Genomic DNA, 23,547 nt, shown 5'->3' on the forward strand with positions numbered 1-23,547 from the left:
TCGGGGCGACAGGACTCGAACCTGCGATCTTCCGCCCCCAAAACGGACGCGCTAGCCACTACGCTACGCCCCGTGCATCACCTGACTCGGCCCGCCCCCGGTCACCCCGTTGAGGTCGGGTGGGAACAGGCCTCGGTGAGTCTAGCCGACCCACGGCCGCCCGTGACTGAGCGGGCCGAGCCCATGGTTTATAGTTGGTGCCACCGCTGCGGCACGGCCGCTCCGGGGATGTAGCTCAATGGTAGAGCCTCAGTCTTCCAAACTGATGGCGCGGGTTCGATTCCCGTCATCCCCTCGTATGGGTTCGACGCCTCCGGCGTCCGTCGCCTTCGGCGACGTGAATGAATCCTCCTCCGGGCGTTGTTCTGCCTCGTCCGTCGCGGTGCTCGTTCGACGCCTCCGGCGTCCGTCGCCTACGGCGACGTGGATGTCGTGCTCGGTCGGCGCCTCCGGTGCAGGTCGCGTTCGCGCGACCCTGCGGGCCCTCGGTCAGTGGTCGAGGGGGGCGAAGTAGGCGTCGAGGGGGGAGGCGCGGAGGGCGTCGCCGAAGAGGGTCGCGCCGGCGCGGGTGAAGTGGACGCGGTCGGGTGACAGCAGGGCGCCCGCGTCGTCCGTGATCGGCGTGTGCCCGTCCCGCCACAGGGGGCTCCACGACACGTAGTGCTCGGCCGGCACGAGGGCCGACGAGCTCGCCTCGCGCTCGGCCACCCACCCCGGCAGCCGGTTCGTCAGGCCCGCACGGTCGTCGCCGCGGCGCTGCACCACCCAGTTGAGGTTGTCGCCGAAGTTCTTCGGCCCGCCGTAGAAGACCGCCTTGCCCTCCGCCGTCATGCTCGCGAGCTCGCCTCGCAGGCAGGGCTCGTACTCGTCGCCGATCGACACCAGCACCACGTCGGCGCCCGCCCAGAGCGCCGACCCCTCGAGCTCGGGGTTCGCGGCGAGGAAGCAGACCCCCGCGTCGAAGGACGGGCCGTGCAGGTGCCGCAGCTCGAGGTCGGCCCGCGGGTACGTCTCGAGCACGCTGTTCGCCAGGTCGCGCGACCAGCTGTCGCCCACCACGAGCACGTTCGTCGCGCCGGGCCGGTCGAAGGGCTCGCGGCCCGTCTCGCTGATCCGCCGGTTGTAGTCGATCGAGGCCTCGGCCGGGTCCTCGCCGAGCCGTGCGGGCAGGCCGCCCGACCCGGCGAGCACGGCTCCGGCGACGACGACCACCGCGACTCCCCCGCCCACCACCGGCACGAACCGGCGGAGCGACATCCGCGCGGGGCGGCGGAAGGGCTCCTCCACGAACCGCCACGACAGCCAGCCCACGCCCAGCGCGACGGCCATGAGCACGACGAAGAGCCAGGCCGGCGGGGCCTCGGGCGTCAGCACGCGGGCGAACACGAAGAGGGGCTGGTGCCACAGGTAGACGCTGAAGGTGACGACCCCCACCGCGACGAGCGGCCGGGCCGAGAGGAGGCGCGTCACCGGCGACCCGGAGCGCGCGAACGCGATGACGAGCGCCACGCCCGCCACGGCCGCCGCCACGACCGGCAGGCGGAACCCCTCCTCGGCCGGGGCGCCGACCAGCGAGGCCACGACGAGACCCAGGCCGAGCAGCGCGAGCCAGCGCGCCCGGCCGTCGGACACGGCGACGAGCCAGCGCCACCCCCGACGAGCACCCACCGCGAGCAGACAGCCGACGAGGATCTCCCACGCCCGCGCGGGCAGGAGGTAGTAGGCCGAGTCGACGTCGACGAGCCCCTGGTGCAGGGCCAGGGCGAGGCTGGCGAGCGTCGCCGCGACCAGCGCGATCGTCCGCACCCGGGCGGGCACCCGCGGAGCGACGACGAGCACGAGGGGGAAGAGCAGGTAGAACTGCTCCTCGACGCCGAGGCTCCAGGTGTGCAGGAAGGGCTTGAAGTCGGAGGCGAGGTCCCAGTAGCCGGAGGTCAGCCAGAGCAGCACGTTGTTGCCCGAGGCCAGCGTCGCCACGAGCGACTGCCCGTAGTTCTCGAGCTCGTCGGGCAGCATCACGAGCACGGCCACGGGGAGGGTCGCCAGCATGACGACGACGAGGGCGGGGAGGATGCGGCGGGCCCGGCGGACGAGGTAGCGACCGACCCCGAAGCGCCCGAGGTCGCGGTCGCGCAGCGCGATGCTCGTGGCGAGGTAGCCGCTGATCACGAAGAAGAAGTCGATGCCCGAGCCGCTCAGCCCCCGGAACCCCGCGTGCGACCACATCGTCGTGAGGATCGCGACGGCCCGGAGCCCGTCGAGCTCGGCACGGTAGCGGAAGGGGACCATGGCGGGCTCTCCGTTCGTCGAGGAGCCCGACCGGGCCCACAGACCGGACAGTCTAATATGTCTCATGACGGCCGTGATGACCACGATCCGGAGAGTCATCCCTGCGGCGTACGTGGGGGCCGCCGCGATGCGGCACGATCGACCCATGGACCGCGCGACCCCCGCCCGCGTCGCGCTCGTGGGCGCGGCGCTGGCCCTGCTGACGACCGGCTGCTCCGCGGGGGCCGTGACCACCGCCTCCCCCGCTCGGGTATCCGCGGCCGCGCCGGGCGCGGCCAGCACGCCCGTGCCCGTCGCGGCGGGCGACGGCCACGGCGTCCGGGTCGCGATCGTGGGCGACTCGCTCACGGCCGGCGGCGGTCGCCTGCTCAGCGACGGGCTCGACGCCGACACGTGGATGACGTACGCGCAGGGCGACGGCGTCGAGTACGTCGGCGGCTGGGCGCGGGGCGGCAGCACGGTCGAGCAGCAGGCCGCCGCCGTGCAGCCCGTCGCCGACGTCGACGTCCTCGTGCTGATGTCGGGCACGAACGACGTGCGCACGGGAGTCGCGTTCTCGGCGGCCCGGGCGTCGTACGAGTCGATCATCGACACCGTCGGCGCGCGCGAGGTCGTCGTGGCCGCCATCCCCCCGTACGACCGCGACCCCTCGGCCGCAGCCCGCTACGAGCGCGACCTCGAGCGCTGGGTCGCGACGACCGACCACGTCTTCGTCGACCCGTGGCGCACCGTGCGCTCGGGCGAGGCCTGGGTGCCCGGGGCCAGCGTCGACGGCATCCACCCGACCACGGCCGGCTACGAGCGGCTCGGCCGGTCGCTCCGCGAGACCATCCTCGACGTCGGCGCCGCCCCCGAGGTGCTCCGGGCCGACGAGGGGCCCGTCGAGGGCACGCCCGACGGCGTCGCGCCGGGGAGCGTCGACGGCGGCAGCTGACCCCCGGGGAGGCGCGGTGCGGGTCGCGCCCCGCCCGCCCCTAGTGCTGCAGGTAGGCCAGCACCGCCAGCACGCGGCGGTGGTCCGTCCCGCTGTCCTCCAGCAGGAGCTTCTGGAAGATCGACGTGACGTTCTTCTCGACGGCGCCCGTGCCGATCACGAGCTGTGCGGCGATCGCCGCGTTCGTGCGGCCCTCGGCCATGAGGGTCAGCACCTCGCGCTCGCGGGGCGTGAGGGCCGAGAGCGGGTCGCTGCGGCGCCCGAGCAGCTGCGAGACGACCTGCGGGTCGAGCACGGTACCGCCGGCGGCGACGCGCTCGAGGGCGTCGCGGAACTCGTCGATCGACGCGATGCGGTCCTTCAGCAGGTAGCCGACGCCGCCCGAGCCCGACTCGAGGAGGTCGCGGGCGTAGGCGACCTCGACGTACTGCGAGAGCAGCAGGATGCAGGTCTGCGGGCGCCGGCGACGGATCTCGATCGCCGCCCGCACCCCCTCGTCGGTGTGGGTCGGCGGCATGCGGACGTCGAGCACGGCGACGTCCGGGGCGACGGCGTCGAGGTCGGCGAGCAGCGAGTCCGCGTCGCCGAAGGCCCCCACGACCGCCACCCCCAGCTCGTCGAGCAGCCGCACCAGGCCCTCGCGCAGCAGCACGGAGTCGTCGGCGACCGCGACGCGGAGGGCGGGGTCGAGGGGGCCGTCGGTCATCCCGGCAGTCTAGGGAGCCGTCGACCCGCCCGTCGCGCCTCGCCCTCGACCACGGCCCGCACCGCGGGGCAGCGGCTCGGTGACGGCCGTCGGCGACACGTCGGGCAGCGGCTCGGTCACGGCGGCGTACGGGGGCAGCGGCAGGGTGGGCGACGTGCCCGGCGTCGCCGCGGTCGGCGTCGGTTCCGCCGTCGTCGGGGAATCCGCCGAGGGAGGCGCGACCGAGCTGCCGAGGTCGGTCACCAGCGGGATGCTCACGGTCACGATGGTCGGGCCGCCCTGCGGGCTGGAGATGTCGAGGAAGCCGCCGAGCCCCACGAGGCGCTCCTGGACCCCGGCGAGGCCGTGCCCGTCGCGGAGGCCCGCGCCGCCGCGGCCGTCGTCGGTGACGACGAGCTCGAGCAGGGTGCCGACGCCGTCGGGGGCGGTGCGGGTGCGGAGCGCGAGGTCGGCCGAGCTGGCCTCCGAGTGCTTGCCGATGTTCGTCACGAGCTCCGACGCGATGAAGTAGGCGTTGCGCTCGATGTCGGCGGGCACCACCACGTGGGCGGGCACCCGGTTCACCAGCGTCGTCGAGATGACGGCGCGGTCGACGAGCGACTCGAGCGCGGCGACGAGGCCTCGGTCGAGCAGCAGCGGCGGGGCGAACCCGCGGGAGAGGGCGCGCAGCTCCTCGAGGGCCTCGCGGGACTGCACCCGCGCCTCCTCGATCAGGGCCTTGCTCTTCTCCGGGTCGACGTCGACGGCGCGGGCGGCGGCGGCGAGGTCCATCTGGAGGCGCACCAGCCGCTGCTGCGGCCCGTCGTGGATGTCGCGCTCGAGGCGACGGAGCGCCGTGCCCTCGGCGGAGAGCGCCGCGGTGCGCGAGATCTCGCGGTCGGCCAGCTCGACCTCGAGCTGCTCGGAGCGGAACCCGCCGAGCACGGCGGCGGCGATCGCCTGGTGCACCACGACCGCGGCGTGCACCACGTACGGGTAGACGAGCACCACGCCGGCGAAGACGGCGAGGGCCACGATCACCAGGGCGGCGGCGCCGCCGGCGCCGATCGCCGACGGCCAGTCGCCGAGCGGGAACGGGGTGACGGCGCCGAAGAACAGCACGATGCCGAGCACGAGCAGGAGGGGGCCGCCGAGCAGCAGGGCGAGCACGAACGTCGTCACGCCCGCGACGGTCGGGAACACGATGAGGGCGTAGAGGAGGTAGAGCCAGTAGTGCGGGTTCGCGAAGACCGACACGGCGCGGACGAAGCGCGAGCTCGACCGGCCCCAGGCCGTGTTCGGGGTCCAGTCCACGGGGCGGATCGGGCGGTCGCTCGCCCAGCGCAGCCGGAGCACCTCGAACGTGCCGAACCAGCGGGCCAGCCAGAGGGCGCCGAAGACGACCACGGCGAGGAAGAGGAGGGTGACGAGCGAGTCGCTGGAGCCGCTCAGCACGTGGAAGAACAGCGCGGCGCCCAGCGACACGATCACGACCAGCACCGCCGAGAGGGCCACGTAGCCGAGCTCGCGGGGCAGCTCGCGCCAGCGGCGACGGTAGCCGCCCGGGCGGGCGGGCGGTGACAGGTAGGGGTTCTGGACGGTGATGGGGCGCTCCTGGGTCATGGGACGAGCCTCGCGGGTCCGGGCCTCGCTCCCCATGGTGCCAGCGCCCGGACGCCCGGTGGGGTTATCCCCCGCTGCGACCCGGACGAGCGGCTCAGACGGGACGCAGGTCGGCGCCGGTGAGGGCAGGCGACCCTCACGAAGTGCAGCCTCAGCTTGCTTGCGGAATCCCCTCAGCCGAATAGCGTTGCACCCATCGTCTAGGAAAGGACTCGTCATGACCGATCTCCGCATCACCGTTCCCCAGGGCTCCGTCGACCCGGACGTCGCCGCCGGCGTCGCCCAGTTCCTCAGCCCGATCGTCACCGACCTGACCGCCCTCTCCGTCAACGGCAAGCAGGCGCACTGGCACGTCCGGGGCATCGCCTTCGTCGCCGTGCACGAGCTGATCGACGTCGTCGTCGACCACGCCCGCGAGTGGGCCGACCTGGCCGCCGAGCGCGTCGTCGCCCTCGGCCTCCCCGTCGACGCGCGCATCGAGACCGTCGCCGCGAAGACCTCGATCCCCACGACGTCGCCCGGCTTCAACCAGATCGACCGCACGATCGCCGAGCTGGTCGCCCAGATCGACGCCGCCCTGGTCGGCGTCCGCACCGCCATCGACGAGCTCGGCGAGCTCGACGCCTCCAGCCAGGACGTCGCGATCGAGATCTCGCGCGGCCTCGAGAAGGACCGCTGGTTCCTCGCGGCGCACGTCGCCGGCTGAGCCGACGTCGGCTGACCCCGGCACCTGCCTGACGAGAGGCCGCCGCCCCCACCGGGGCGGCGGCCTCCGTCGTCAGGGCGTGCGGTGCGTGAACCGGCCGCCGACGAGGGTCGCGGCGACCGGGAACCCGCGGAGGTCGTCGGCCGCGAGCGGGTCGGCCTCCGTGACGACGAGGTCGGCGACACGGCCCGCACGGACGAGCCCCTCCCCGTCGACCGAGGCGAGCAGCGCGGCCCGTGCCCCGATCCGCTGCTCGGGGTGCCAGGCGGCACGGCCGTCGCGCGACCGCGAGACGGCGGCCGCCATCGTCACCCACGGGTCGAGCGGAGCCACCGGGGCGTCCGACCCGAGGCGCAGCTCGACGCCGGCCGCGACGAGCGACGCCAGCGCGAAGGCACGATCGGTGCGGCCGACCCAGAGGGCGTCCGCGACGTCGCGGTCGTCCATCGCGTGCTCGGGCTGCACGCTGGCGACGACGCCGAGGCCGGCGAACCGCGCGACGTCGGACGCGTCCAGCAGCTGCGCGTGCTCGACGCTGCCGCGGCAGCCCACGGCCTCGAACGCGTCGAGGGCCCGCTCGTTCGCCCGGTCGCCGATCGCGTGCACGGCCGGCACGAGGCCCGCCGAGGAGGCGCGGCGCATCCACGCGACGAGGTCGCCCTGGTCGTAGCTCGCGACCCCGGTAGCGCCCGGACCGCTCAGCCCCGGGTACGGGTCGTGGCACCACGCGGTGCGCGTGTTGAGCGACCCGTCGGTGATGATCTTCGCCGGCCCCACCGAGACGAGCCCGCGGGTGCCCGGCACCACGTCGCCCGTGCGGAGCCCCCGCTCGACGGCCGCCTCGAGGTCGTGGGGGTAGACGCCGCAGCGCACCCGCAGCTGGTCGACGCCGCCCCGGACGCGACGGGCCCAGCGGTCGAGCGAGAACGACATCTCGAGGTCGACGACGCCGACCACGCCCCGCGCGGCGGCGGCGGCGACGGCGTCGCCCACCCAGCCGTCGAGGACGGCGTCGCTGACCGCGCTGACGGCGGTCGAGACGGCGAAGGCGTCCTGCTCGCGCAGCAGGCCCGTCTCGTGGCCGGCTCGCCCGTGCGCGGCCAGCGCCGCGCTGTCGAGCCACGCCGCGTGCAGGTCGGCGCTGACCAGCACGACCGGCACGTCGCCGCTGACGGCGTCGAGGAGCGCCCGGTGCGGCTGGTCGGGCCAGAGCGCGTCGCGGAAGCCGTAGCCGACGAGGGGCTCCCCGGGCGCAGGCGGCGCCTCGCGGAGGCGCGCCCCGACGAGGGCCGCGGCCTCCGCCGCGCTGGCCGCCCCGCCGACGTCGAGGCGGCGGCGCACGAGCGCCCACTGGTCGAGGTGCGCGTGGGAGTCCCAGAGGCCGGGGCCGAGCCACCGGCCCTCGAGGTCGACGACCTCGGCGCCGACGGGCGACGCGAGCTCGCCCCGGGGCGCGAGCTCGACGACGACCCCGCCGTCGAGGAGGGCGTCGACGGGAGCGGAGCCGTCGGTGCCGACGAGGCGGGCGTTCGTCAGGAGGACGGCCCGCGCCTCCTCGGGCTCTGGGCTCATCGGGGGTGCACCCGGCGCATCTCGGCCGCGAGCGCCGGCTGCGCGTAGTGCTCGCCGTGCTCGAGCTCGGCGACGATGCGGTCGACGACCTCGGGCGGCTTGTTCTGGCTGAGCTTCAGGCGGGCGTCGAACCGGGTCACGCGCAGGCGGATGCCCACGGTGCCGCGGGCCACGCGCCGAGCGCCCTCCTCGTCGAGCTGCAGGGAGCTCGGCTCGGGCATCACGCGCTCGAAGTGGTCGACGAGCTCGCCGAGCACCCGGAAGTTCTCCTCGTCGGAGAGGATCTCAGGGGTGGCCCACAGATGGGCGGTGACGTGGTTCCAGGTCGGGATGATCTGCTCCGCCGGGTACCAGCCGGGCGAGACGTAGCCGTGCGGGCCCTGGACGATGATCATCACCTCGCCCTGGCCCAGCTCGAGGCTGCGCTCGTCGGGGCGACCGACGTGGCTGACCAGCGACAGCGAACCGTCGTCGGTCTCTTCCAGCACGACCGGGTAGTGCGACGCGACCAGGCCCTCCTGCGTGTGGGCGACGATCGTGGCCCAGGGGTTCTCGCGCACGAGGCGGGCGACCTCGGCGACGTCGGACAGCACGAAGTGCGGGGTGTGCCTCATGCGACCGAGCCTGTCAGACCTGGTCGACCGGGCACCAGTAGAGCTTCCGCCCCGCGGCCATCTCCATCACGACGTTCGTGCCGCAGACCCGGCAGGGCAGGCCCTCGCGGTGGTAGACCCAGTGGCGGTCGGCCCGGCTGCGCAGCGCCTTCGCGTGCTGCGCCTTCGTCAGGCCGTCCATCGTCATCATCTGGCCCAGCTCGACACCGCTCTTCAGCAGCTTCGTCCAGTCCTTGTAGAGCGCCTTGAGGACGTCCTCGGGCACCTGGTTGCCGGGGGTGTGCGGGTCGAGACGGGCGCGGAAGAGCAGCTCGGCCCGGTAGATGTTGCCGATGCCGCTCACGACGCTCTGGTCCATCAGCAGCAGGCCGATCGGCGTGCGCTTCTTCCGCACCGTCGTGACGAACCGGTCGCTGCCCTTCTTCGGGGAGTCGACCAACGGGTCGGGGCCGAGCTTCGCGACGGCGGCGTCGACGCCCGCGTCGTCGAGGACCTCGCACTTGGTCGGGCCTCGCAGGTCGCCGACCGCCGTCTCGCTCAGCAGGCGCACCCGCACCTGGCCGACGGGCTCGGGCGGGAACGACTCGATGTCGTCCTCCGCCTTCTCCTGCTCGGCCATGCGCACGCGGCTGCGGCGCGGCGCCCCGATGCTCGCCATCGAGTGCTCGCCGTCGTCGTCGGGGGCGTTCTCGGCCTTGCGGGTGGCGGAACGCCTCGTGCGCGACTCCGCCATGGAGGCGCCGGTCGCGATGTCGCCCGCGAAGTCCCAGGCACCGTAGAGCCCGAGGTGCACGTGCAGCCAGAGCCCGTTGTCGAACTCGAGGAACATCTGCTTGCCGACCGCCTTCGCGTCGACCATGGTCGCGCCGTCGAGCTTCTCCGCACCGGCGGTGAAGCGGCCCTGGGGCGAGCTCACCGCGACGCGGTGGCCGACGAAGGTCTGGGCGAACTGGTTGGCGATGCGGTGGACGGAGTGGCCCTCGGGCACGCGTCGCCCCTAGTCGACCGGGTGGCCGGCGATGGCCCCGGTCGTCTCGTACTCCGCGAGCTGCGCGATGCGGCGGACGTGGCGCTCGTCGTGCGTGAACGGCTCGGCCACGAAGGCGTCGATGAAGGCCAGGGCCTCCTCCTCGGTGTGCTGGCGCGCACCGATGGCGATGACGTTGGCGTCGTTGTGCTGACGCGCCAGCTTCGCCGTGGAGTCGTTCCAGACCAGCGCGGCCCGGACCCCCTCGACCTTGTTCGCGGCGATCTGCTCGCCGTTGCCCGACCCGCCGAAGACGACGCCGAGGGCCTCGTGCCCCGCCCGCTGGTCGCGAACGACGGCGCGGGCCGCGGCGATGCAGAAGGAGGGGTAGTCGTCGAGGGGCTCGTAGCTCGTCGGCCCGTGGTCGGTGACGTCGTGGCCGGCCCGGCTCAGGTGCTCGATGACCGTGGTGCTGAACTCGAGACCGGCGTGATCGGTCGCGACGTGGATGCGCATGCCCTCGATCCTAGGACGGCGTCAGTCGAAGATCGGACCGACGGTGCGGGTCCGCTTGATCTCGAAGAAGCCGGGGTACGAGGCCGCCGCGACGACGCCGTCCCACAGGGTCAGCGCGACCTCGCCCTTCGGGGCGGGCGAGATGACCGGGCCGAAGAACGCCGTGCCGTTCACCGCGATGACGGGCGTGCCGACGTCCTGCCCGACGCGGCCGATGCCGTCGAAGTGGCTGGCGCGCATCTGCTCGTCGAACTCGTCGGTGTCGGCGTGCCGGGCGAGGTCGGCGGGGAGGCCCACCTCGGCGAGCGCCGCGGGGATGACGACGTCGGCGTCGGTCTCGCCGCCCGGGTGGATGCGCGTGCCGAGCGCGTCGTAGAGGGGCTTGACCACCTGCTGGCCGTGGAGCTCGCCGGCCGCCGTCACGAGGCGCGTGTAGCGGAGCATCCGGGCGAACATCGAGCGGTACTCGTCGCTCACATCGGCGTCCTCGTTCAGCACCGCGAGGCTCATGACGTGGAAGGTGACGTCCAGGTCGCGGTGCGCGGCGACCTCGTCGACCCAGCGGCTCGTCATCCAGGCCCAGGGGCAGGAGGGGTCGAACCAGAAGTCGACGGTGGTGTGGGGGGCAGGGGCGACGGTGTCGGTCATGCACCCAGTCAACACCTGTGCCGGAGGGCGCACCTCCGGGGGCCGGCGGCGCCCGCCGGGCCGCGGGCCCCAGGTCTAGGCTCGTCGGCGGACCACGAGTCCGCCATGGACACCTGAAGACGGATGGAGCAAGCGTGCCCGGAGAGAACCTGACCCGAGTCGAGGCGCAGGAGCGCAGGAGCGTCGTCGACGTTCAGTCGTACGAGATCGAGCTCGACCTCACGCGGGGTGCCGAGGTCTTCGGCAGCTCGACGACCGTGCGCTTCACCGCGACGCCCGGTGCCTCGACCTTCATCGACGCGCTGACGCGCACCGTCCACTCGGTCACGCTCAACGGCGCGGCGCTCGACGTGGCCGCGGTGAACGACGGCGTGCGGATCCAGCTCGCCGACCTCGCGGCCGAGAACGAGCTCGTCGTCGTCGCCGACGCCGAGTACACGAACACGGGCGAGGGCCTGCACCGCTTCGTCGACCCCGTCGACGGCGAGGTCTACCTGTACTCGCAGTTCGAGGTGCCCGACAGCCGCCGCGTCTTCGCGGTGTTCGAGCAGCCCGACCTCAAGGCGACGTTCCAGTTCACCGTCACCGCGCCGGCCCGCTGGGAGGTCGTGAGCAACCAGCCGACCCCCGAGCCCGCCGTCGACGGCGACGTCGCGACCTGGACCTTCTCCCCCACCCCGGTGCTCTCGAGCTACATCACCGCCGTCATCGCGGGCCCCTACGACGTCGTGCGCAGCGAGCTCACCAGCTCCGACGGCCGGACCATCCCGCTCGGCATCTTCACGCGCCGGTCGCTCACCGAGCACCTCGACGCGGACTACATCTTCGAGAAGACGCGCCAGGGCTTCGCCTACTACGAGGAGAAGTTCCGGTACGCCTACCCGTTCGAGAAGTACGACCAGCTCTTCGTGCCGGAGTTCAACGCCGGCGCGATGGAGAACGCGGGCGCCGTGACGTTCGTCGAGACCTACGTCTTCCGCAGCAAGGTGACCGACGCGATCAAGGAGCGCCGGGTCGTCACGATCCTGCACGAGCTCGCCCACATGTGGTTCGGCGACCTCGTCACGATGAAGTGGTGGAACGACCTCTGGCTGAACGAGTCGTTCGCCGAGTGGGCCTCCACGATCTCGACGGCCGAGGCCACCGAGTGGACCGAGGCCTGGACCACCTTCCAGGCGATGGAGAAGAGCTGGGCCTACCGCCAGGACCAGCTCCCGTCCACCCACCCCGTCGTCGCGACCATCAACGACCTCGAGGACGTCCAGGTCAACTTCGACGGCATCACCTACGCCAAGGGCGGCTCGGTGCTGAAGCAGCTCGTCGCCTGGGTCGGCATCGACGCGTTCTACGCCGGCGTCGCCGCGTACTTCCAGAAGCACCACCACTCGAACACCGAGCTGAGCGACCTGCTCGTCGAGCTCGAGGCGACCTCGGGCCGCGAGCTCACGAGCTGGAGCGAGAAGTGGCTCGAGACGGCGGGCGTCAACACCCTCCGCCCCGAGATCGAGACGGACGCCGACGGCGTCGTCACGGCGTTCGCCGTCCTGCAGGAGGCGCCCGCCGACTACCCGACGATCCGCCCGCACCGTCTGGCGATCGGCCTCTACGACCTCGACGGCGGCGCCCTCGTGCGTCGGCACCGGGTCGAGATCGACGTCGACGGGACCCGCACCGAGGTCCCCGAGCTCGTCGGCCAGCACCGCGGCGCGCTGGTGCTCGTGAACGACGACGACCTGGCCTACGCCAAGATCCGCCTCGACGAGGCCTCGCTGGCCACGGCCCTGGAGCACCTCGCGAAGATCAGCGACCCCCTGGCCCGCGCCCTCGTCTGGGGCTCCGTCTGGGACGCCACGCGCGACGCCGAGACCGCGCCGCGCGACTACGTGCGCCTGGTGCTCGACAACATCGCGACCGAGACCGAGTCGACGACCATCCGCACGACGCTCGCGCAGCTGGCGCAGACGGCCCGCGCGTACGTCGACCCCTCGACCCGCGCCTCCACCGTCACGGAGGTCGGCGACGGCCTCTGGGCGCTGGCGCAGCGGGCCGAGGCCGGCTCGGACGCGCAGTTCCAGTTCGTCAAGGCGTTCGCCGGCATCGCGTCGACCCCCGAGCACGCGGCGACGCTGCAGGGCCTGACGGACGGCTCCGTGGCGCTCGACGGCCTGACCGTCGACACGGACCTCCGCTGGGAGCTGCTCGAGGGCCTCGTGCTCGTCGGCGCCGCGGGCACGGCCGAGATCGACGCCGCGCTCGAGGCCGACAACACGGCCAACGGTGCGCAGGCAGCGGCCCGTGCCCGGGCGACCATCCCCACCACCGAGGGCAAGCTGGCCGCCTTCCGGTCGATCGTCGAGAGCTCGGAGCAGCCGAACGCCATCGTGCGCGCGACCGCCCAGGGCTTCGTCCACACGAACGACCCCGCGATCCTGCAGCCGCTCGTCGAGCCGTACTTCGCCGCGCTGACGACGATCTGGGAGTCGCGGAGCTACCACATCGCCGACACGCTGGTCTCGGGGCTGTACCCGTCGCCCCTGGCCGATCAGGCGCTGGTCGACAGCAGCCGTGCCTGGCTCGAGGCGAACCCGGGCGTGCCGGCCCTGCGTCGCATCGTGAGCGAGAGCGTCTCCGGCGTCGAGCGTGCCCTGCGCGCCCAGGCGGCCGACGCCTCCTAGCCGCGCCGGCCGCTCGCGGCCACCCGTCGGACGGCGGACCCTGCTCACAGGGTCCGCCGTTCGTCCGTCCAGGCCGCACACGGCCGACGTCGGACGGGCGTGCTTAGATCGTCGGCGATGATGCAGACTCTCCTCCTCGCCGCAGCCACCGCCCCCGACGCCCCCGTCGACTTCGACTGGGACGCCTTCTGGGCGATGTGGGGCGTGCCGATCCGCATCGCCGCCATCCTGCTGATCGCCGTGCTGCTGCGGATCGTGCTGCACTTCGCGATCCGACGGGTGGTCGACCAGGTCGTCTCGGGCATCAAGCGGAAGCAGAACGTCGACGACACGCAGGCGCTCGTCGCCTCGCCCCTCGCGGCGGTGCGGGTGGTGCAGCGCACGCGCACGCTCGGCAGCGTGCTGAACAACGTCGTGACCGTCGTCATCTCGGCGGTCGCCCTCGTGCTCGTGCTCGGAGAGCTCGACTTCGACGTCGTGGCGATCGTCGGCGCGGCCAGCGTCGTCGGCGCCGGTCTCGCGTTCGGCGCCCAGAACATCGTGAAGGACCTGCTCAACGGCATCTTCATGGTCGCGGAGGACCAGCTCGGCGTCGGCGACGTCGTCGACGTCGGCCCGGCCGTCGGCGTGGTCGAGGCCGTGGGCATCCGCGTCACCCAGGTGCGCGACGTGAACGGCGTGCTCTGGTTCGTCCGCAACGGCGAGATCCTGCGGGTGGGCAACATGTCGCAGGGGTGGAGCCGCGTCGTCATCGACCTCGCCGTCCCCTACGACGCCGACGTCGACGCCGTGCAGGACGCCATGCTCGCGAGCGCGAACGAGCTCGCGGCGACCCCGAAGTGGAAGCGCTCGGTGATCGACGTGCCCGAGGTGTGGGGCATCCAGTCGATCTCCGACGAGCACGTGGTCATCCGGGTCGTCGTGAAGACGCGCTCGGCCGACCGTGACACCGTCGACCGCGAGCTGCGGGCACGGCTCAAGAGGGCCACCGACGCCATGGGCATCACGCTGCCGTCGCTGACGAGCGTCGTCCTGACCGGCTTCGACAGCGCCTCCTCGGTGCAGGGCTCCAAGCCGCCGCACACCGTCCCGACGCCGCACCAGCCGACTCCCCGGGGGCGTCGGCGATGAGCGGCGGCATCCCCCTCACGCCGCGCCCTGCCGGTGACGGTGACGGTGCGGCGCCGGGGGCCGGCGGCCCGGCTCAGCCCGCCGACTCGGCACAACCGGTCACGCTGCGCCGGGGGCTCGGCGACGACGCCGCGCAGGGCGTCTTCTGGGAGCAGATCGGCGGCAGGGCCACCTTCGAGCGGCTCGTGCGCCACTTCTACGAGGGCGTCCGCACCGACGAGCTGCTCTGGCCGATGTACCCGGAGCACGACCTCGAGGGCGCGATCCAGCGCCTCACCGGCTTCCTCGAGCAGTACTGGGGCGGCCCGACGACGTACAGCGACGAGCGCGGCCATCCCCGGCTGCGGATGCGGCACATGCCGTTCACGATCACGCCGGAGGCGCGTGACCGGTGGCTGCACCACATGCGCGCCGCGGTCGACGAGCTCCAGCTCTCGCCCCTCCACGACGCGACCCTGTGGGCGTACCTCGACCGGGCCGCCCACGCCATGGTGAACGCGATGCCGGCGCCCGGCGACCGCTGACGACCGGCGTCGGGCCGACCGGACCTGCGCCGGCCCCGGCGCCGATGCCGTGCTCTGCCCGCGGCTGCGGGTGAGGGTGCGGCTAGAGCAGGCCGCCGCGGCGCTTGACGAGCACGTGGCCCCGGCTCGTCGTGACGCGGGTCCACGGGCCGGTCTCGAGCACGGAGACGGGCTCGTCGTCGCCGAGGAACCCCAGGCTGAGCGCGGCGAACGCGGCCGCGGCGGGGAGGTGCTCCGCGCCGGGGACGGGGCGCGACCACACCTCCGAGCGCACGCGGGTGACGATCTGCTCGCCCGTCTCCGACCCGAGGGCCGTCGCGACCTCGTCGATGCCGGCCGTCGCGGTCTCGCGCAGCTGCGTCTCGTCGGCGGGCGCCAGCCGGCTCCAGCCGCCGCGCGGCGGTGAGATGGCAGCCCAGGTCACCGTGTTCACCTCGACGGGGAGCGTCGCCGTCACCGCGGCCGTGGGGTCGACGACGTCGTTCTGGAGTCGCACGAGGCGCTCGGTCAGCGACCGCACCGGCACCACGGCGTCGAAGCTCGGCCGGTCGACGAGCTGGAAGGTGCGCAGCCCCAGCACGGTCGGGCTCTGGTCGAGCAGCCCCGAGGGGTAGAAGACCGCGACGTACACGGCGAGCACGCCGTCGCCGGCGATCAGCCGGACCGAGCCGTCCTCGACGCGGGCGGCACGCCCCAGGAAGGTCGCGAGGTCGCTCAGGGACAGGGAGTCTGGGAGGGTGAATGTACGGCTCATCGGCCCCCTAAACTACATCGGATGACCGCCTCTCCCCTGCAGAGCCTCCTCTCGACCCTCGACCTCGCGCCGGCCGGCTCGGTCGACGGCCAGGACGTCTTCACGGGCACGTCGCAGCCCGAGCCCCTGGGCCGGGTCTTCGGCGGTCAGGTCATGGCCCAGTCGCTCGTCGCGGCCCAGCGCACCATCGGGCCGGAGCGCCCCGTGCACTCGCTGCACGCGTACTTCCTCCGCCCGGGCGACCTCACCGTCCCCATCACGTTCTCGGTCGACCGCATCCACGACGGTCGGTCGTTCGCGACCCGGCGCACCCAGGCGAGCCAGGACGGCGTGCCCATCCTGTCGATGATCGCGTCGTTCCAGACCCCCGACGACGGTCTCGACCACCAGGTCGACATGCCGGAGGGGCTGCCGGGCCCCGACGACGTGCCCAGCGACTCCGAGCTGCTCTCCGTCGTCGACCACCCCATCGCCCAGGCCTGGGCGAACGACCGCCCGTTCGACATGCGGCACGTGCCCTCGCCGGTGTACTTCCGCGTCGACGGCGCCCGGGTGGCGCACCAGGCCGTGTGGCTGCGCGCCACGGCGCCGATGCCCGACGACGCCGACCTGCACCGCGCGGCCCTGCTCTATGCGAGCGATTACTCCATCCTCGAGTCCATCTACCGGCGCCACGGCGTCGCCATGGTCACTCCGGGCCTCAAGGCCGCGAGCCTCGACCACGCGATGTGGTGGCACCGCGAGGCGCGCATCGACGAGTGGCTGCTGTACGTGCAGGAGTCGCCGAACGCGATCGGCGGCCGGGGGCTCGCCCTGGGTCGCATCTACGACCGTGCCGGGCGGCTCGTCGCGAGCGTGGCCCAGGAGGGCATGGTCCGGGTGCCGCGCCGTCAGGTGGCGCCGGAGGCGTGACCTCGGGGTCAGGAACGACCCAGGGCTCAGCGCCCGCCGGTGATCAGCGTCGCCGGAAGCTCAGGGGCTCCTCCAGGTACGGCGACCAGGCCTCACGCTCGACGTCGGAGATGCGCCTCGGCCGGTTCGTCGCCGAGTCGACGAGCACGATGGTGGTGGCCGCCCGAGTGAAGAGCTGCGCAGGCTCGACGCCGACGGGCGACCAGACCTCGTAGCAGACCTCGAGGCTGGCGCCCCCGAGACGGCCGACCCAGAGCTGGACGTCGAGCGGCGCCCGCAGGTACGGGATCGGCACGAGGTACTCGAGCTCCTGACGGGCGATGAGCGTCATCGTCGCCGCGTCGGGACGGCCGTCGAGCACGGCGGCGCTCGACAGCTCGTCGATGGTGCCGTCGGGAGACCAGAACGCGTCGATGCGCGCCTCCTCCAGGAGGCGCAGCATCGACGCGTTGTTCACGTGCCGGTACCCGTCGAGGTCGCTCCAGCGGACCCGGGTCGGCACGTGCAGGCGGGTCATCTCAGTCGCGCGTCAGCTTGCGGTACGTGGCGGAGCTGGGCTTCGCCGCGTCGGCGCCGAGACGCTCGATCTTGTTCTCCTCGTACGACTCGAAGTTGCCCTCGAACCAGTACCAGTTGGGGGTGCCGTCGTCGTTCAGGCCCTCCCACGCGAGGATGTGCGTGGCGATCCGGTCGAGGAACCACCGGTCGTGGGTGATGACCACGGCGCAGCCGGGGAACTCGAGCAGGGCGTTCTCGAGGCTGCCGAGCGTCTCGACGTCCAGGTCGTTGGTGGGCTCGTCGAGCAGCAGCAGGTTGCCGCCCTGCTTGAGGGTCAGCGCCAGGTTGAGGCGGTTGCGCTCACCACCGGAGAGGACGCCGGCCTTCTTCTGCTGGTCGGGCCCCTTGAAGCCGAACTGCGAGACGTAGGCCCGCGAGGGGATCTCCGTCTTGCCGACCTGGATGTAGTCGTGCCCCTCGGAGACGACCTCCCAGAGGTTCTTGTTCGGGTCGATGCCGCCGCGGCTCTGGTCGACGTACGAGATGTCGACCGTCTCGCCGACGCGCAGGTCGCCGCCGTCGAGCGGCTCGAGGCCGACGATCGTCTTGAACAGGGTCGTCTTGCCGACGCCGTTCGGGCCGATCACGCCGACGATGCCGTTGCGGGGCAGCGTGAAGGTGAGGTCGTCGATCAGCACGCGCTCGCCGAACTGCTTGTGCAGCTTCTTCGCGTCGATGACCTGCGAGCCGAGGCGCGGCCCGACGGGGATGACGATCTCCTCGAAGTCGAGGACCCTCGTGCGCTCGGCCTCGCTCGCCATCTCCTCGTAGCGGGCCAGACGGGCCTTGGACTTCGCCTGGCGGCCCTTGGCGTTGCTGCGCACCCACTCGAGCTCGGACGCGAGGCGCTTGGCCAGCTTGGCGTCCTTCTTGCCCTGGACCTGGAGGCGCTCGCCCTTCTTCTCGAGGTACGTCGAGTAGTTGCCCTCGTAGGGGTAGAGGCGACCACGGTCGACCTCGGCGATCCACTCGGCGACGTGGTCGAGGAAGTACCGGTCGTGGGTCACGGCGAGCACGGCGCCGGGGTACTTGCTGAGGTGCTGCTCGAGCCAGAGCACGCTCTCGGCGTCGAGGTGGTTGGTGGGCTCGTCGAGGAGGAGCAGGTCGGGCTTCTGCAGCAGGAGCTTGCAGAGGGCGACGCGGCGCTTCTCACCGCCGGAGAGGTTCGCGACCTCGGCGTCGCCCGGGGGCGTGCGGAGGGCCGACATCGCCTGCTCGAGCTGGGAGTCGAGATCCCACGCGTCGGCGGCGTCGATGTCCTCCTGGAGGGAGCCCATCTCGGCGAGCAGGGCGTCGAAGTCGGCGTCGGGCTCGGCCATCGCGGCCGAGACCTCGTTGAACCGGTCGAGCTTCTGCTTGATCGGGCCGACGCCCTCCTGCACGTTCTCGAGGACGGTCTTGGTCTCGTCGAGCTCGGGCTCCTGCATGAGGATGCCGACGGTGTAGCCGGGCGAGAGCTTGGCCTCGCCGTTGCTGGGGGTGTCGAGCCCCGCCATGATCTTGAGGATCGTCGACTTGCCGGCTCCGTTGGGGCCGACGACGCCGATCTTGGCGCCCGGGATGAAGGACATCGTGACGTCGTCGAGGATCAGCTTGTCGCCGACCGCCTTGCGGGCACGGACCATCGAGTAAATGTATTCGGCCATGGTGTCCAGTCTATGGGTCGAGCCGTGAGGCGCCGGGGGCGGGATGGGAGAGGTTCGGGGGCCGGCCCCCTGGGGGCCGGAGCGAGGAGGAGCGGGTGGTCACCAGTCGATGGCGCGGGTGGTGCCGACGAGGCAGCTGCCGTTGCCGAGCACCGGGGCGAGCTGGCTGCTGTAGCCCGCGCCGCTGGTCTGGCCGATGAGGCAGTCGCTGCCCCAGAGCACGGAGAACTGCACGGAGTCGGCGGCCCGGCCGATGGACGTGGAGTCGGGGGTGACCTCCATCGCCGCCTTGTCGAAGCCGGCGGCCACGAGGGTGTCGACCATCGAGCGCCCGTCCTTCGCGCCGTTCGCGTCGACGTGCCCGCGAGCCACGAGGTCGAAGTACGCGTAGGCCTCGTCGCTCGTCGAGTCGGGCGTGATCGTCGGGTCGGCGGAGGGCTCGGCGGTCGCGGCGGCGGAGGTCGACGGCGCGGGGGCCGGTGCCTCCGTGGTGCAGCCGGTGAGGGCCGCTGCCAGCAGGGCCACGACGCCCAGTCGGAGGGCGACGGGTCGCGATCGGCTCACGGGGCACCTTCCTCGCCGCGGACCCGGGCCGGGTCGCTCTCGACCGATCGTAGCGGTCACCGGTGGCGCGGGCCCCGGCGGCACGGTGCGGGGTCGCCCGCGGCCGGAGCTAGAAGGGCGGCTCGTCGCCGCCCTCGGCGGGGTCGGAGGAGCCCGCACCTCCCCCGGCCCCGGCCGGGACGAGGGGCCCGTCCTCGCCGACGGCGCCCCCGCCGGCCGACGACTCGTCGGGGCGCGCGGCGGCGACGGACGCCCAGCCCGGGGCCGCGGTGCCCCCGGCGACCGCCTCGGGGTCGGCGGGGGCCGGCGCGTCCCCCGCCGCGACTCCCGCCGGCGTCGCGGAGGCGAGGGCCCTGCTCCAGGACGACCGGCCCCAGCGCAGGTCGTGGCCGACCGCGTCGGCGTCGACCTCGACGGTCGTGCCCGACTTGTCGCTCGTCTCCCAGGGGCGGATGCGGAGGCGGCCCGTGACGACGAGCCGCTCGCCCTTGTGGACGGAGGCGCCCACGTTGGCGGCGAGCGCCCGGAAGGCCGTGACGGTGTACCAGTTCGTGTCGCCGTCGACCCAGGCGTCACGGGCCCGGTCGAAGCGGCGCTGCGTGCACGCCAGGCGGAAGCTCGTGATGTCGAGCCCGGCCTCGGTCGTGACGAGTCGGGGGTCGGTGGCGACGATGCCGGTGAGGGTGATGGTGTCTGTCATGCCGGGAGTCTCGCGAGGGCGGGCGGGCCCCACGGCCGGGCCCGCGCCTCCCTGGGGACGGCGCGGGCCCGGGCCGCCCCGGGGAGGGACGGTCAGTGGGGTTCCCCCCGCCGGCTAGTGCTCGCGGAACTCGGGGTACTCGGCGCCCGGCCCGAGCGCGGCGAACAGGGCGCTCTTCGCGACGGCGAGGGTCGGGTACTCCCCGCTGAACTCGTCGCGGCCGGCGAGGCGCACGGTGAAGCCGTGGCTCGTGCGGTGGACGGAGCCGACGGCTCCGGCGGGCCCGAGGGCCAGCCAGGACTGCCCGGTCAGCTCGACCCGGTCGGTGGTCATGTGGTCGCTCATCGTCGAGCACCCTTCTCTCGGTGGCGCCCCGCACGGCGTGCGGGGCGGGTCAGGTGGCCAGGGCGTACCGGGCGTAGGCGCGGCGGACGGCGATGACCTTCGGCCGCGCCACCGCCACGCAGTACCCCTGGCCGGGGTTCTTCTCCGCGAAGTCCTGGTGCTCCTCCTCGGCGGGCCAGAAGCGGCCGAGCGGCTCGACGGTCGTGACGACCCCGCCGCCCCAGGTCGCGTCGGCACGCTCGCGGGCGCGCTCGAGGACCTCGCGCTGGGAGTCGTCGGCCGCGAAGGTCGCCGACCGGTACTGCGACCCGACGTCGGCGCCCTGGCGGTCGAGCTGCCGAGGGTCGTGCACCGTGTAGAACACGTCGAGCACGACGTCGGCCGGCAGCACGGCGGGGTCGAAGGTGACGCGCACGGACTCCGCGTGCCCCGTCGAGCCCGTCACGACCTCGTCGTACGTGGGGTCGGGCGACGAGCCGCCCGTGTAGCCGGAGACGACCTCCGTGACCCCGTCCAGCGCGCGGTACACCGCGTCGAGGCACCAGAAGCAGCCACCGGCCAGGACGAACGTCGTCATGGGGCGCACGGTACTCCGCCGACCCGCGATCGACCAGGGGGCGCCGTCCCCCGATCGCTCGGGCCCCCGGGCGGGGCCCGGCCCTAGGGTGAGGTCATGAGATCTCCCTTCACCCCCTACGTCGCCGACGACGAGCGGTACTCGAAGCTGGACTACGTCCGCACCGGTCGCAGCGGGCTCAAACTGCCCCGCATCTCGCTCGGGCTCTGGAACAACTTCGGCACCGACCGTGCCCTCGAGACGCAGCGCGACATCGTCCTCCGCGCGTTCGACCGCGGCGTCACCCACTTCGACCTGGCCAACAACTACGGCCCGCCCTACGGCTCGGCCGAGGAGCAGTTCGGCCGCATCGTGGCCGCGAACCTGGTGCCCTACCGCGACGAGCTCGTCGTCTCGTCGAAGGCGGGCTACGACATGCGCCCCGGCCCCTACGGCGACGGCGGATCGCGCAAGTACCTGCTGAACTCGCTCGAGGCCAGCCTGGAGCGCACGGGCCTCGACTACGTCGACGTCTTCTACTCTCACCGCCCCGACCCCGAGACGCCGATCGAGGAGACGATGGGGGCCCTCGCGACCGCCGTGCACCAGGGCAAGGCGCTCTACGCCGGCATCTCGAACTACGGCCCGGAGCAGACGCAGGCGGCGATCGACGCCCTCGCCGACGAGGGCGTGCCCCTGCTGATCCACCAGCCGCGCTACAACATGTTCGACCGGAAGCCCGAGCAGGGGCTCTTCGAGACGCTGCTCGACAACGGCGTGGGCTCGATCGTGTTCTCGCCGCTCGCCGGCGGCCTGCTCACCAACCGGTACCTCTCGGGCAAGGCGCCGGCCGGGTCGCGGGCGGCCGAGGGCCGCTGGTTCACGGAGGACGCCCTGAGCGAGACCTACCTCGAGCGCGTGCGGGGCCTGAACGACATCGCGGAGGCGCGGGGCCAGTCGCTCGCCCAGCTCGCGCTGACCTGGGTGCTCCGTCAGCCCGCCGTCACGAGCGCCCTGATCGGTGCGTCGTCGGTCGCCCAGCTCGACGACAGCCTCGACGCCCTGCACGGAGCCGAGCTGACCGACGACGAGGTCGCGGCCATCGAGCCGTTCGCCGTCGACGGGACGGGTCGCTGACGGAGCGGACACGGGCCTGACGGGCTCGGCGTCGGAGGAGGGGCGGGCCCGGTCGGGTCCGCCCCTCCTGCCGTCCCCGGCGCCGTCGTCGGGCTCCCGTCCCCGGGTCGAGGCGATGTCGGTGGCAGCTCGTAGCGTCAGCCGTGTTCTCGACAGCATCGGCCGGATGACCTCAGGAGCACCTCATGACCAGCACCTCCGCGACCACCCTCCTCACGCCCCCGGCGACGCGTCCGGCGACGCAGCACCTCCCGCTCGCCGAGACCCGCGGGGGCCTGCGCCTCGTCCAGGTGCGCGACGACCTCTCCCGCGTCACGACGGCCTCGGGCGAGGTGCTCGGCTACGTCGAGAGGCACGACGACCCGCAGGGCGACCGGTGGCGGGCGAAGAGGTTCCTGGCCCGTCAGCGGCGCTTCGTCGAGATCGGCGACTTCTGGAGCCGCAGCGACGCGACCGACTGCTTCCGGTTCGCCTGAGCCGCGGCTCGCCCGCGACCGGGCCCCGGCAACCTTCGACCTCGGCTGTAGAGTTCGCGCATGCAGTGGTGGAACAGTCTCGTCCGGTGGGTCCAGAGCGATGACGGGTGGCGCGTCGTCTCCGAGGCGGTGGTGCCGTTCGTGGCGATCCTCGTCGCCGGCGTCGTCGCCGCCCTGATCGGGAGGGCCGCCCTGAAGCGCGTCGTCCGTCTGCACGACGACGAGGCGAAGGCCTCCGCGATCGCAGGCATCGTCGCGGCGTCGCGCAAGGCGGCGACGTGGAGCTCGCTCGGGGCGGAGGAGCGCACCTTCACGGACCACCTCGCCCAGGAGGCGGAGGTCCGTCTGCGCCTCCTGCCCGTGACCGGCTCGGGCCTCGCCGCCTCGTGGGCCGAGCACCAGCTCGGCGAGATCAAGCGTGACTCCGCCAGCTACGGCCACCAGCCCGAGCAGTCGCTGGCGGAGTTCCGCGACCGCCTGCTCGACTGGCAGAGCCGCCCGTCGCGGGCCAAGAAGCTCTTCCGGGCGGACCTGGAGCGGTGGCGCTACGAGGACGCCGAGCAGGCGACCGAGGCCGAGCAGCGTCAGCGCGACTGGAAGGCCGAGCGCGACGGGCAGAGAGCGGCACCGGCCTCCGGCTCAGGCCCCGCCGCCCCCGCCCGTCGGGCAGACGAGCCCGTCGAGGTCACGCCGTTCGTGCCGGAGCGACGGACGCCGACGGCGCCCACGCCGCTGACCGACGAGCACGCCGCCTTCCGCCCGACGTCGCCGGCCCGTCACGAGCCCGTGCGGCCCCGGGGGTCGGCCCCCACGGAGGCGATGCCCGCTCAGCGCGACTCGTCCGACGACGGAGACGACGACACCGACCGCTACGGCGACCCGGTCAGCGCGACGCAGGTCCGCGACCGGACGACACCCGACGCGTAGCGGGTGCCCTCGGCAGGGCCGCTGTTCACGGTGCCCTCGGCAGGGATCGAACCTGCGACCGGGAGATGAGAAGCACCACGAAGATCTC

General features: G+C 73.1%; 24 protein-coding genes and 2 tRNA genes. 10 read left to right on the forward strand and 16 right to left on the reverse strand.

Features of this window, described 5'->3' with window-relative positions:
- A tRNA-Pro gene (locus ASF82_RS08995) sits at positions 1 to 73 on the reverse strand.
- Positions 74 to 224: 151 nt separating this feature from the next.
- Between ASF82_RS08995 and ASF82_RS09000 the strand changes: the two genes are divergently transcribed.
- Positions 225 to 295: transfer RNA gene (locus ASF82_RS09000), tRNA-Gly, on the forward strand.
- Between the two features lie 194 nt (positions 296 to 489).
- Here the strand turns inward: ASF82_RS09000 and ASF82_RS09005 are convergent.
- Positions 490 to 2,388 carry an acyltransferase gene (locus tag ASF82_RS09005; protein ID WP_162240271.1) on the reverse strand — a complete coding sequence of 633 codons (1,899 nt, stop codon included), beginning with the start codon at positions 2,386 to 2,388 and terminating at the stop codon, positions 490 to 492.
- A 46-nt stretch (positions 2,389 to 2,434) separates the two neighbouring features.
- Between ASF82_RS09005 and ASF82_RS09010 the strand changes: the two genes are divergently transcribed.
- Positions 2,435 to 3,223, forward strand: coding sequence for an SGNH/GDSL hydrolase family protein (locus tag ASF82_RS09010; protein WP_056056456.1), 789 nt, complete (start codon positions 2,435 to 2,437; stop codon positions 3,221 to 3,223).
- Between the two features lie 40 nt (positions 3,224 to 3,263).
- On the opposite strand, the gene ASF82_RS09015 is transcribed toward ASF82_RS09010, so the two are convergent.
- Positions 3,264 to 3,929: a response regulator transcription factor gene (locus tag ASF82_RS09015; RefSeq protein WP_056056457.1), complete on the reverse strand. Its 666-nt coding sequence runs from the start codon at positions 3,927 to 3,929 to the stop codon at positions 3,264 to 3,266.
- A 9-nt stretch (positions 3,930 to 3,938) separates the two neighbouring features.
- The gene (locus ASF82_RS09020; protein WP_056056458.1) at positions 3,939 to 5,531 is read right to left on the reverse strand and encodes a sensor histidine kinase; all 1,593 of its coding nucleotides are present in this window, start codon (positions 5,529 to 5,531) and stop codon (positions 3,939 to 3,941) included.
- Between the two features lie 217 nt (positions 5,532 to 5,748).
- Between ASF82_RS09020 and ASF82_RS09025 the strand changes: the two genes are divergently transcribed.
- Entirely contained in the window at positions 5,749 to 6,237 is a 489-nt protein-coding gene (locus ASF82_RS09025; RefSeq protein WP_056056459.1) for a Dps family protein, read from the forward strand.
- Positions 6,238 to 6,309: 72 nt separating this feature from the next.
- Here ASF82_RS09025 and ASF82_RS09030 read toward each other — a convergent pair whose 3' ends face one another.
- The 5 genes from ASF82_RS09030 to ASF82_RS09050 are packed head-to-tail and all read right to left on the reverse strand — an operon-like array spanning position 6,310 to position 10,554.
- A complete protein-coding gene (locus ASF82_RS09030; RefSeq protein ID WP_056056460.1) occupies positions 6,310 to 7,809 on the reverse strand; it encodes an amidohydrolase in 1,500 nt (499 codons plus the stop codon).
- Positions 7,806 to 8,423, reverse strand: coding sequence for an FMN-binding negative transcriptional regulator (locus ASF82_RS09035; protein WP_056056461.1), 618 nt, complete (start codon positions 8,421 to 8,423; stop codon positions 7,806 to 7,808). The genes ASF82_RS09030 and ASF82_RS09035 overlap by 4 nt, the downstream gene beginning before the upstream one ends.
- A 13-nt stretch (positions 8,424 to 8,436) precedes the next feature.
- Positions 8,437 to 9,411 (reverse strand): Fpg/Nei family DNA glycosylase, encoded by a 975-nt coding sequence (locus ASF82_RS09040; protein ID WP_056056462.1) that lies wholly within the window; start codon positions 9,409 to 9,411, stop codon positions 8,437 to 8,439.
- Between the two features lie 9 nt (positions 9,412 to 9,420).
- Positions 9,421 to 9,906: a ribose-5-phosphate isomerase gene (locus ASF82_RS09045; RefSeq protein WP_056056463.1), complete on the reverse strand. Its 486-nt coding sequence runs from the start codon at positions 9,904 to 9,906 to the stop codon at positions 9,421 to 9,423.
- A 21-nt stretch (positions 9,907 to 9,927) separates the two neighbouring features.
- Positions 9,928 to 10,554 carry a DsbA family protein gene (locus tag ASF82_RS09050; protein WP_056056464.1) on the reverse strand — a complete coding sequence of 209 codons (627 nt, stop codon included), beginning with the start codon at positions 10,552 to 10,554 and terminating at the stop codon, positions 9,928 to 9,930.
- A gap of 134 nt (positions 10,555 to 10,688) precedes the next feature.
- Here ASF82_RS09050 and pepN point away from each other — a divergent pair, with 134 nt between their 5' ends.
- The 3 genes from pepN to ASF82_RS09065 all read left to right on the forward strand — a co-directional run bounded on the left by pepN (position 10,689) and on the right by ASF82_RS09065 (position 14,884).
- Positions 10,689 to 13,229: an aminopeptidase N gene (gene pepN, locus ASF82_RS09055; RefSeq protein ID WP_056056465.1), complete on the forward strand. Its 2,541-nt coding sequence runs from the start codon at positions 10,689 to 10,691 to the stop codon at positions 13,227 to 13,229.
- Between the two features lie 117 nt (positions 13,230 to 13,346).
- Positions 13,347 to 14,360 carry a mechanosensitive ion channel family protein gene (locus ASF82_RS09060; protein ID WP_056056466.1) on the forward strand — a complete coding sequence of 338 codons (1,014 nt, stop codon included), beginning with the start codon at positions 13,347 to 13,349 and terminating at the stop codon, positions 14,358 to 14,360.
- Positions 14,357 to 14,884: a globin gene (locus tag ASF82_RS09065; RefSeq protein ID WP_082514515.1), complete on the forward strand. Its 528-nt coding sequence runs from the start codon at positions 14,357 to 14,359 to the stop codon at positions 14,882 to 14,884. Before ASF82_RS09060 ends, ASF82_RS09065 begins: the two co-directional genes overlap by 4 nt.
- 82 nt (positions 14,885 to 14,966) lie before the next feature.
- Here ASF82_RS09065 and ASF82_RS09070 read toward each other — a convergent pair whose 3' ends face one another.
- Positions 14,967 to 15,638: a hypothetical protein gene (locus tag ASF82_RS09070; RefSeq protein ID WP_056056467.1), complete on the reverse strand. Its 672-nt coding sequence runs from the start codon at positions 15,636 to 15,638 to the stop codon at positions 14,967 to 14,969.
- A 21-nt stretch (positions 15,639 to 15,659) separates the two neighbouring features.
- On the opposite strand from ASF82_RS09070, the gene ASF82_RS09075 reads away from it, so the two are divergent.
- A complete protein-coding gene (locus tag ASF82_RS09075; protein WP_056056468.1) occupies positions 15,660 to 16,550 on the forward strand; it encodes an acyl-CoA thioesterase II in 891 nt (296 codons plus the stop codon).
- A gap of 43 nt (positions 16,551 to 16,593) precedes the next feature.
- On the opposite strand, the gene ASF82_RS09080 is transcribed toward ASF82_RS09075, so the two are convergent.
- The 6 genes from ASF82_RS09080 to msrA form a co-directional block, all read right to left on the reverse strand.
- Positions 16,594 to 17,067, reverse strand: a complete 474-nt coding sequence (locus ASF82_RS09080) for a thioesterase family protein (RefSeq protein ID WP_056056469.1) — start codon at positions 17,065 to 17,067, stop codon at positions 16,594 to 16,596.
- Between the two features lies 1 nt (position 17,068).
- Positions 17,069 to 18,754: an energy-dependent translational throttle protein EttA gene (ettA, locus tag ASF82_RS09085; RefSeq protein ID WP_056056470.1), complete on the reverse strand. Its 1,686-nt coding sequence runs from the start codon at positions 18,752 to 18,754 to the stop codon at positions 17,069 to 17,071.
- 99 nt (positions 18,755 to 18,853) lie between these two features.
- Positions 18,854 to 19,318 carry a hypothetical protein gene (locus ASF82_RS09090; RefSeq protein WP_056056471.1) on the reverse strand — a complete coding sequence of 155 codons (465 nt, stop codon included), beginning with the start codon at positions 19,316 to 19,318 and terminating at the stop codon, positions 18,854 to 18,856.
- Positions 19,319 to 19,427: 109 nt separating this feature from the next.
- Positions 19,428 to 20,018, reverse strand: a complete 591-nt coding sequence (locus tag ASF82_RS09095; protein WP_056056472.1) for a single-stranded DNA-binding protein — start codon at positions 20,016 to 20,018, stop codon at positions 19,428 to 19,430.
- Positions 20,019 to 20,132: 114 nt separating this feature from the next.
- On the reverse strand, positions 20,133 to 20,363 hold the full coding sequence (locus ASF82_RS09100; RefSeq protein WP_056056473.1) for a hypothetical protein: 231 nt from the start codon (positions 20,361 to 20,363) through the stop codon (positions 20,133 to 20,135).
- A gap of 49 nt (positions 20,364 to 20,412) precedes the next feature.
- Positions 20,413 to 20,940 carry a peptide-methionine (S)-S-oxide reductase MsrA gene (gene msrA / locus ASF82_RS09105; RefSeq protein WP_056056474.1) on the reverse strand — a complete coding sequence of 176 codons (528 nt, stop codon included), beginning with the start codon at positions 20,938 to 20,940 and terminating at the stop codon, positions 20,413 to 20,415.
- A 96-nt stretch (positions 20,941 to 21,036) separates the two neighbouring features.
- Here msrA and ASF82_RS09110 point away from each other — a divergent pair, with 96 nt between their 5' ends.
- The 3 genes from ASF82_RS09110 to ASF82_RS09120 all read left to right on the forward strand — a co-directional run bounded on the left by ASF82_RS09110 (position 21,037) and on the right by ASF82_RS09120 (position 23,459).
- Positions 21,037 to 22,056, forward strand: a complete 1,020-nt coding sequence (locus tag ASF82_RS09110; RefSeq protein ID WP_056056475.1) for an aldo/keto reductase — start codon at positions 21,037 to 21,039, stop codon at positions 22,054 to 22,056.
- A gap of 185 nt (positions 22,057 to 22,241) precedes the next feature.
- Complete coding sequence (locus ASF82_RS09115; RefSeq protein WP_082514516.1) at positions 22,242 to 22,532, forward strand: hypothetical protein; 291 nt, start codon at positions 22,242 to 22,244, stop codon at positions 22,530 to 22,532.
- Between the two features lie 60 nt (positions 22,533 to 22,592).
- On the forward strand, positions 22,593 to 23,459 hold the full coding sequence (locus ASF82_RS09120) for a hypothetical protein (protein WP_056056476.1): 867 nt from the start codon (positions 22,593 to 22,595) through the stop codon (positions 23,457 to 23,459).
- Positions 23,460 to 23,547 lie beyond the last annotated feature (88 nt).

Source organism: Frigoribacterium sp. Leaf164 (assembly GCF_001423665.1).
Taxonomy (GTDB): domain Bacteria; phylum Actinomycetota; class Actinomycetes; order Actinomycetales; family Microbacteriaceae; genus Frigoribacterium; species Frigoribacterium endophyticum.

What these genes read in the sequence shown, in the direction of transcription:
- ASF82_RS09005 (WP_162240271.1), bottom strand. Translation starts at nt 2,388, where the DNA reads ATGACTCTCCGGATCGTGGTCATCACGGCCGTCATGAGACATATTAGA.
- ASF82_RS09010 (WP_056056456.1), top strand. Translation starts at nt 2,435, where the DNA reads ATGGACCGCGCGACCCCCGCCCGCGTCGCGCTCGTGGGCGCGGCGCTG.
- ASF82_RS09015 (WP_056056457.1), bottom strand. Translation starts at nt 3,929, where the DNA reads ATGACCGACGGCCCCCTCGACCCCGCCCTCCGCGTCGCGGTCGCCGAC.
- ASF82_RS09020 (WP_056056458.1), bottom strand. Translation starts at nt 5,531, where the DNA reads ATGACCCAGGAGCGCCCCATCACCGTCCAGAACCCCTACCTGTCACCG.
- ASF82_RS09025 (WP_056056459.1), top strand. Translation starts at nt 5,749, where the DNA reads ATGACCGATCTCCGCATCACCGTTCCCCAGGGCTCCGTCGACCCGGAC.
- ASF82_RS09030 (WP_056056460.1), bottom strand. Translation starts at nt 7,809, where the DNA reads ATGAGCCCAGAGCCCGAGGAGGCGCGGGCCGTCCTCCTGACGAACGCC.
- ASF82_RS09035 (WP_056056461.1), bottom strand. Translation starts at nt 8,423, where the DNA reads ATGAGGCACACCCCGCACTTCGTGCTGTCCGACGTCGCCGAGGTCGCC.
- ASF82_RS09045 (WP_056056463.1), bottom strand. Translation starts at nt 9,906, where the DNA reads ATGCGCATCCACGTCGCGACCGATCACGCCGGTCTCGAGTTCAGCACC.
- ASF82_RS09050 (WP_056056464.1), bottom strand. Translation starts at nt 10,554, where the DNA reads ATGACCGACACCGTCGCCCCTGCCCCCCACACCACCGTCGACTTCTGG.
- ASF82_RS09060 (WP_056056466.1), top strand. Translation starts at nt 13,347, where the DNA reads ATGATGCAGACTCTCCTCCTCGCCGCAGCCACCGCCCCCGACGCCCCC.
- ASF82_RS09065 (WP_082514515.1), top strand. Translation starts at nt 14,357, where the DNA reads ATGAGCGGCGGCATCCCCCTCACGCCGCGCCCTGCCGGTGACGGTGAC.
- ASF82_RS09070 (WP_056056467.1), bottom strand. Translation starts at nt 15,638, where the DNA reads ATGAGCCGTACATTCACCCTCCCAGACTCCCTGTCCCTGAGCGACCTC.
- ASF82_RS09075 (WP_056056468.1), top strand. Translation starts at nt 15,660, where the DNA reads ATGACCGCCTCTCCCCTGCAGAGCCTCCTCTCGACCCTCGACCTCGCG.
- ASF82_RS09080 (WP_056056469.1), bottom strand. Translation starts at nt 17,067, where the DNA reads ATGACCCGCCTGCACGTGCCGACCCGGGTCCGCTGGAGCGACCTCGAC.
- ettA (WP_056056470.1), bottom strand. Translation starts at nt 18,754, where the DNA reads ATGGCCGAATACATTTACTCGATGGTCCGTGCCCGCAAGGCGGTCGGC.
- ASF82_RS09095 (WP_056056472.1), bottom strand. Translation starts at nt 20,018, where the DNA reads ATGACAGACACCATCACCCTCACCGGCATCGTCGCCACCGACCCCCGA.
- ASF82_RS09100 (WP_056056473.1), bottom strand. Translation starts at nt 20,363, where the DNA reads ATGAGCGACCACATGACCACCGACCGGGTCGAGCTGACCGGGCAGTCC.
- msrA (WP_056056474.1), bottom strand. Translation starts at nt 20,940, where the DNA reads ATGACGACGTTCGTCCTGGCCGGTGGCTGCTTCTGGTGCCTCGACGCG.
- ASF82_RS09110 (WP_056056475.1), top strand. Translation starts at nt 21,037, where the DNA reads ATGAGATCTCCCTTCACCCCCTACGTCGCCGACGACGAGCGGTACTCG.
- ASF82_RS09115 (WP_082514516.1), top strand. Translation starts at nt 22,242, where the DNA reads ATGACCAGCACCTCCGCGACCACCCTCCTCACGCCCCCGGCGACGCGT.
- ASF82_RS09120 (WP_056056476.1), top strand. Translation starts at nt 22,593, where the DNA reads ATGCAGTGGTGGAACAGTCTCGTCCGGTGGGTCCAGAGCGATGACGGG.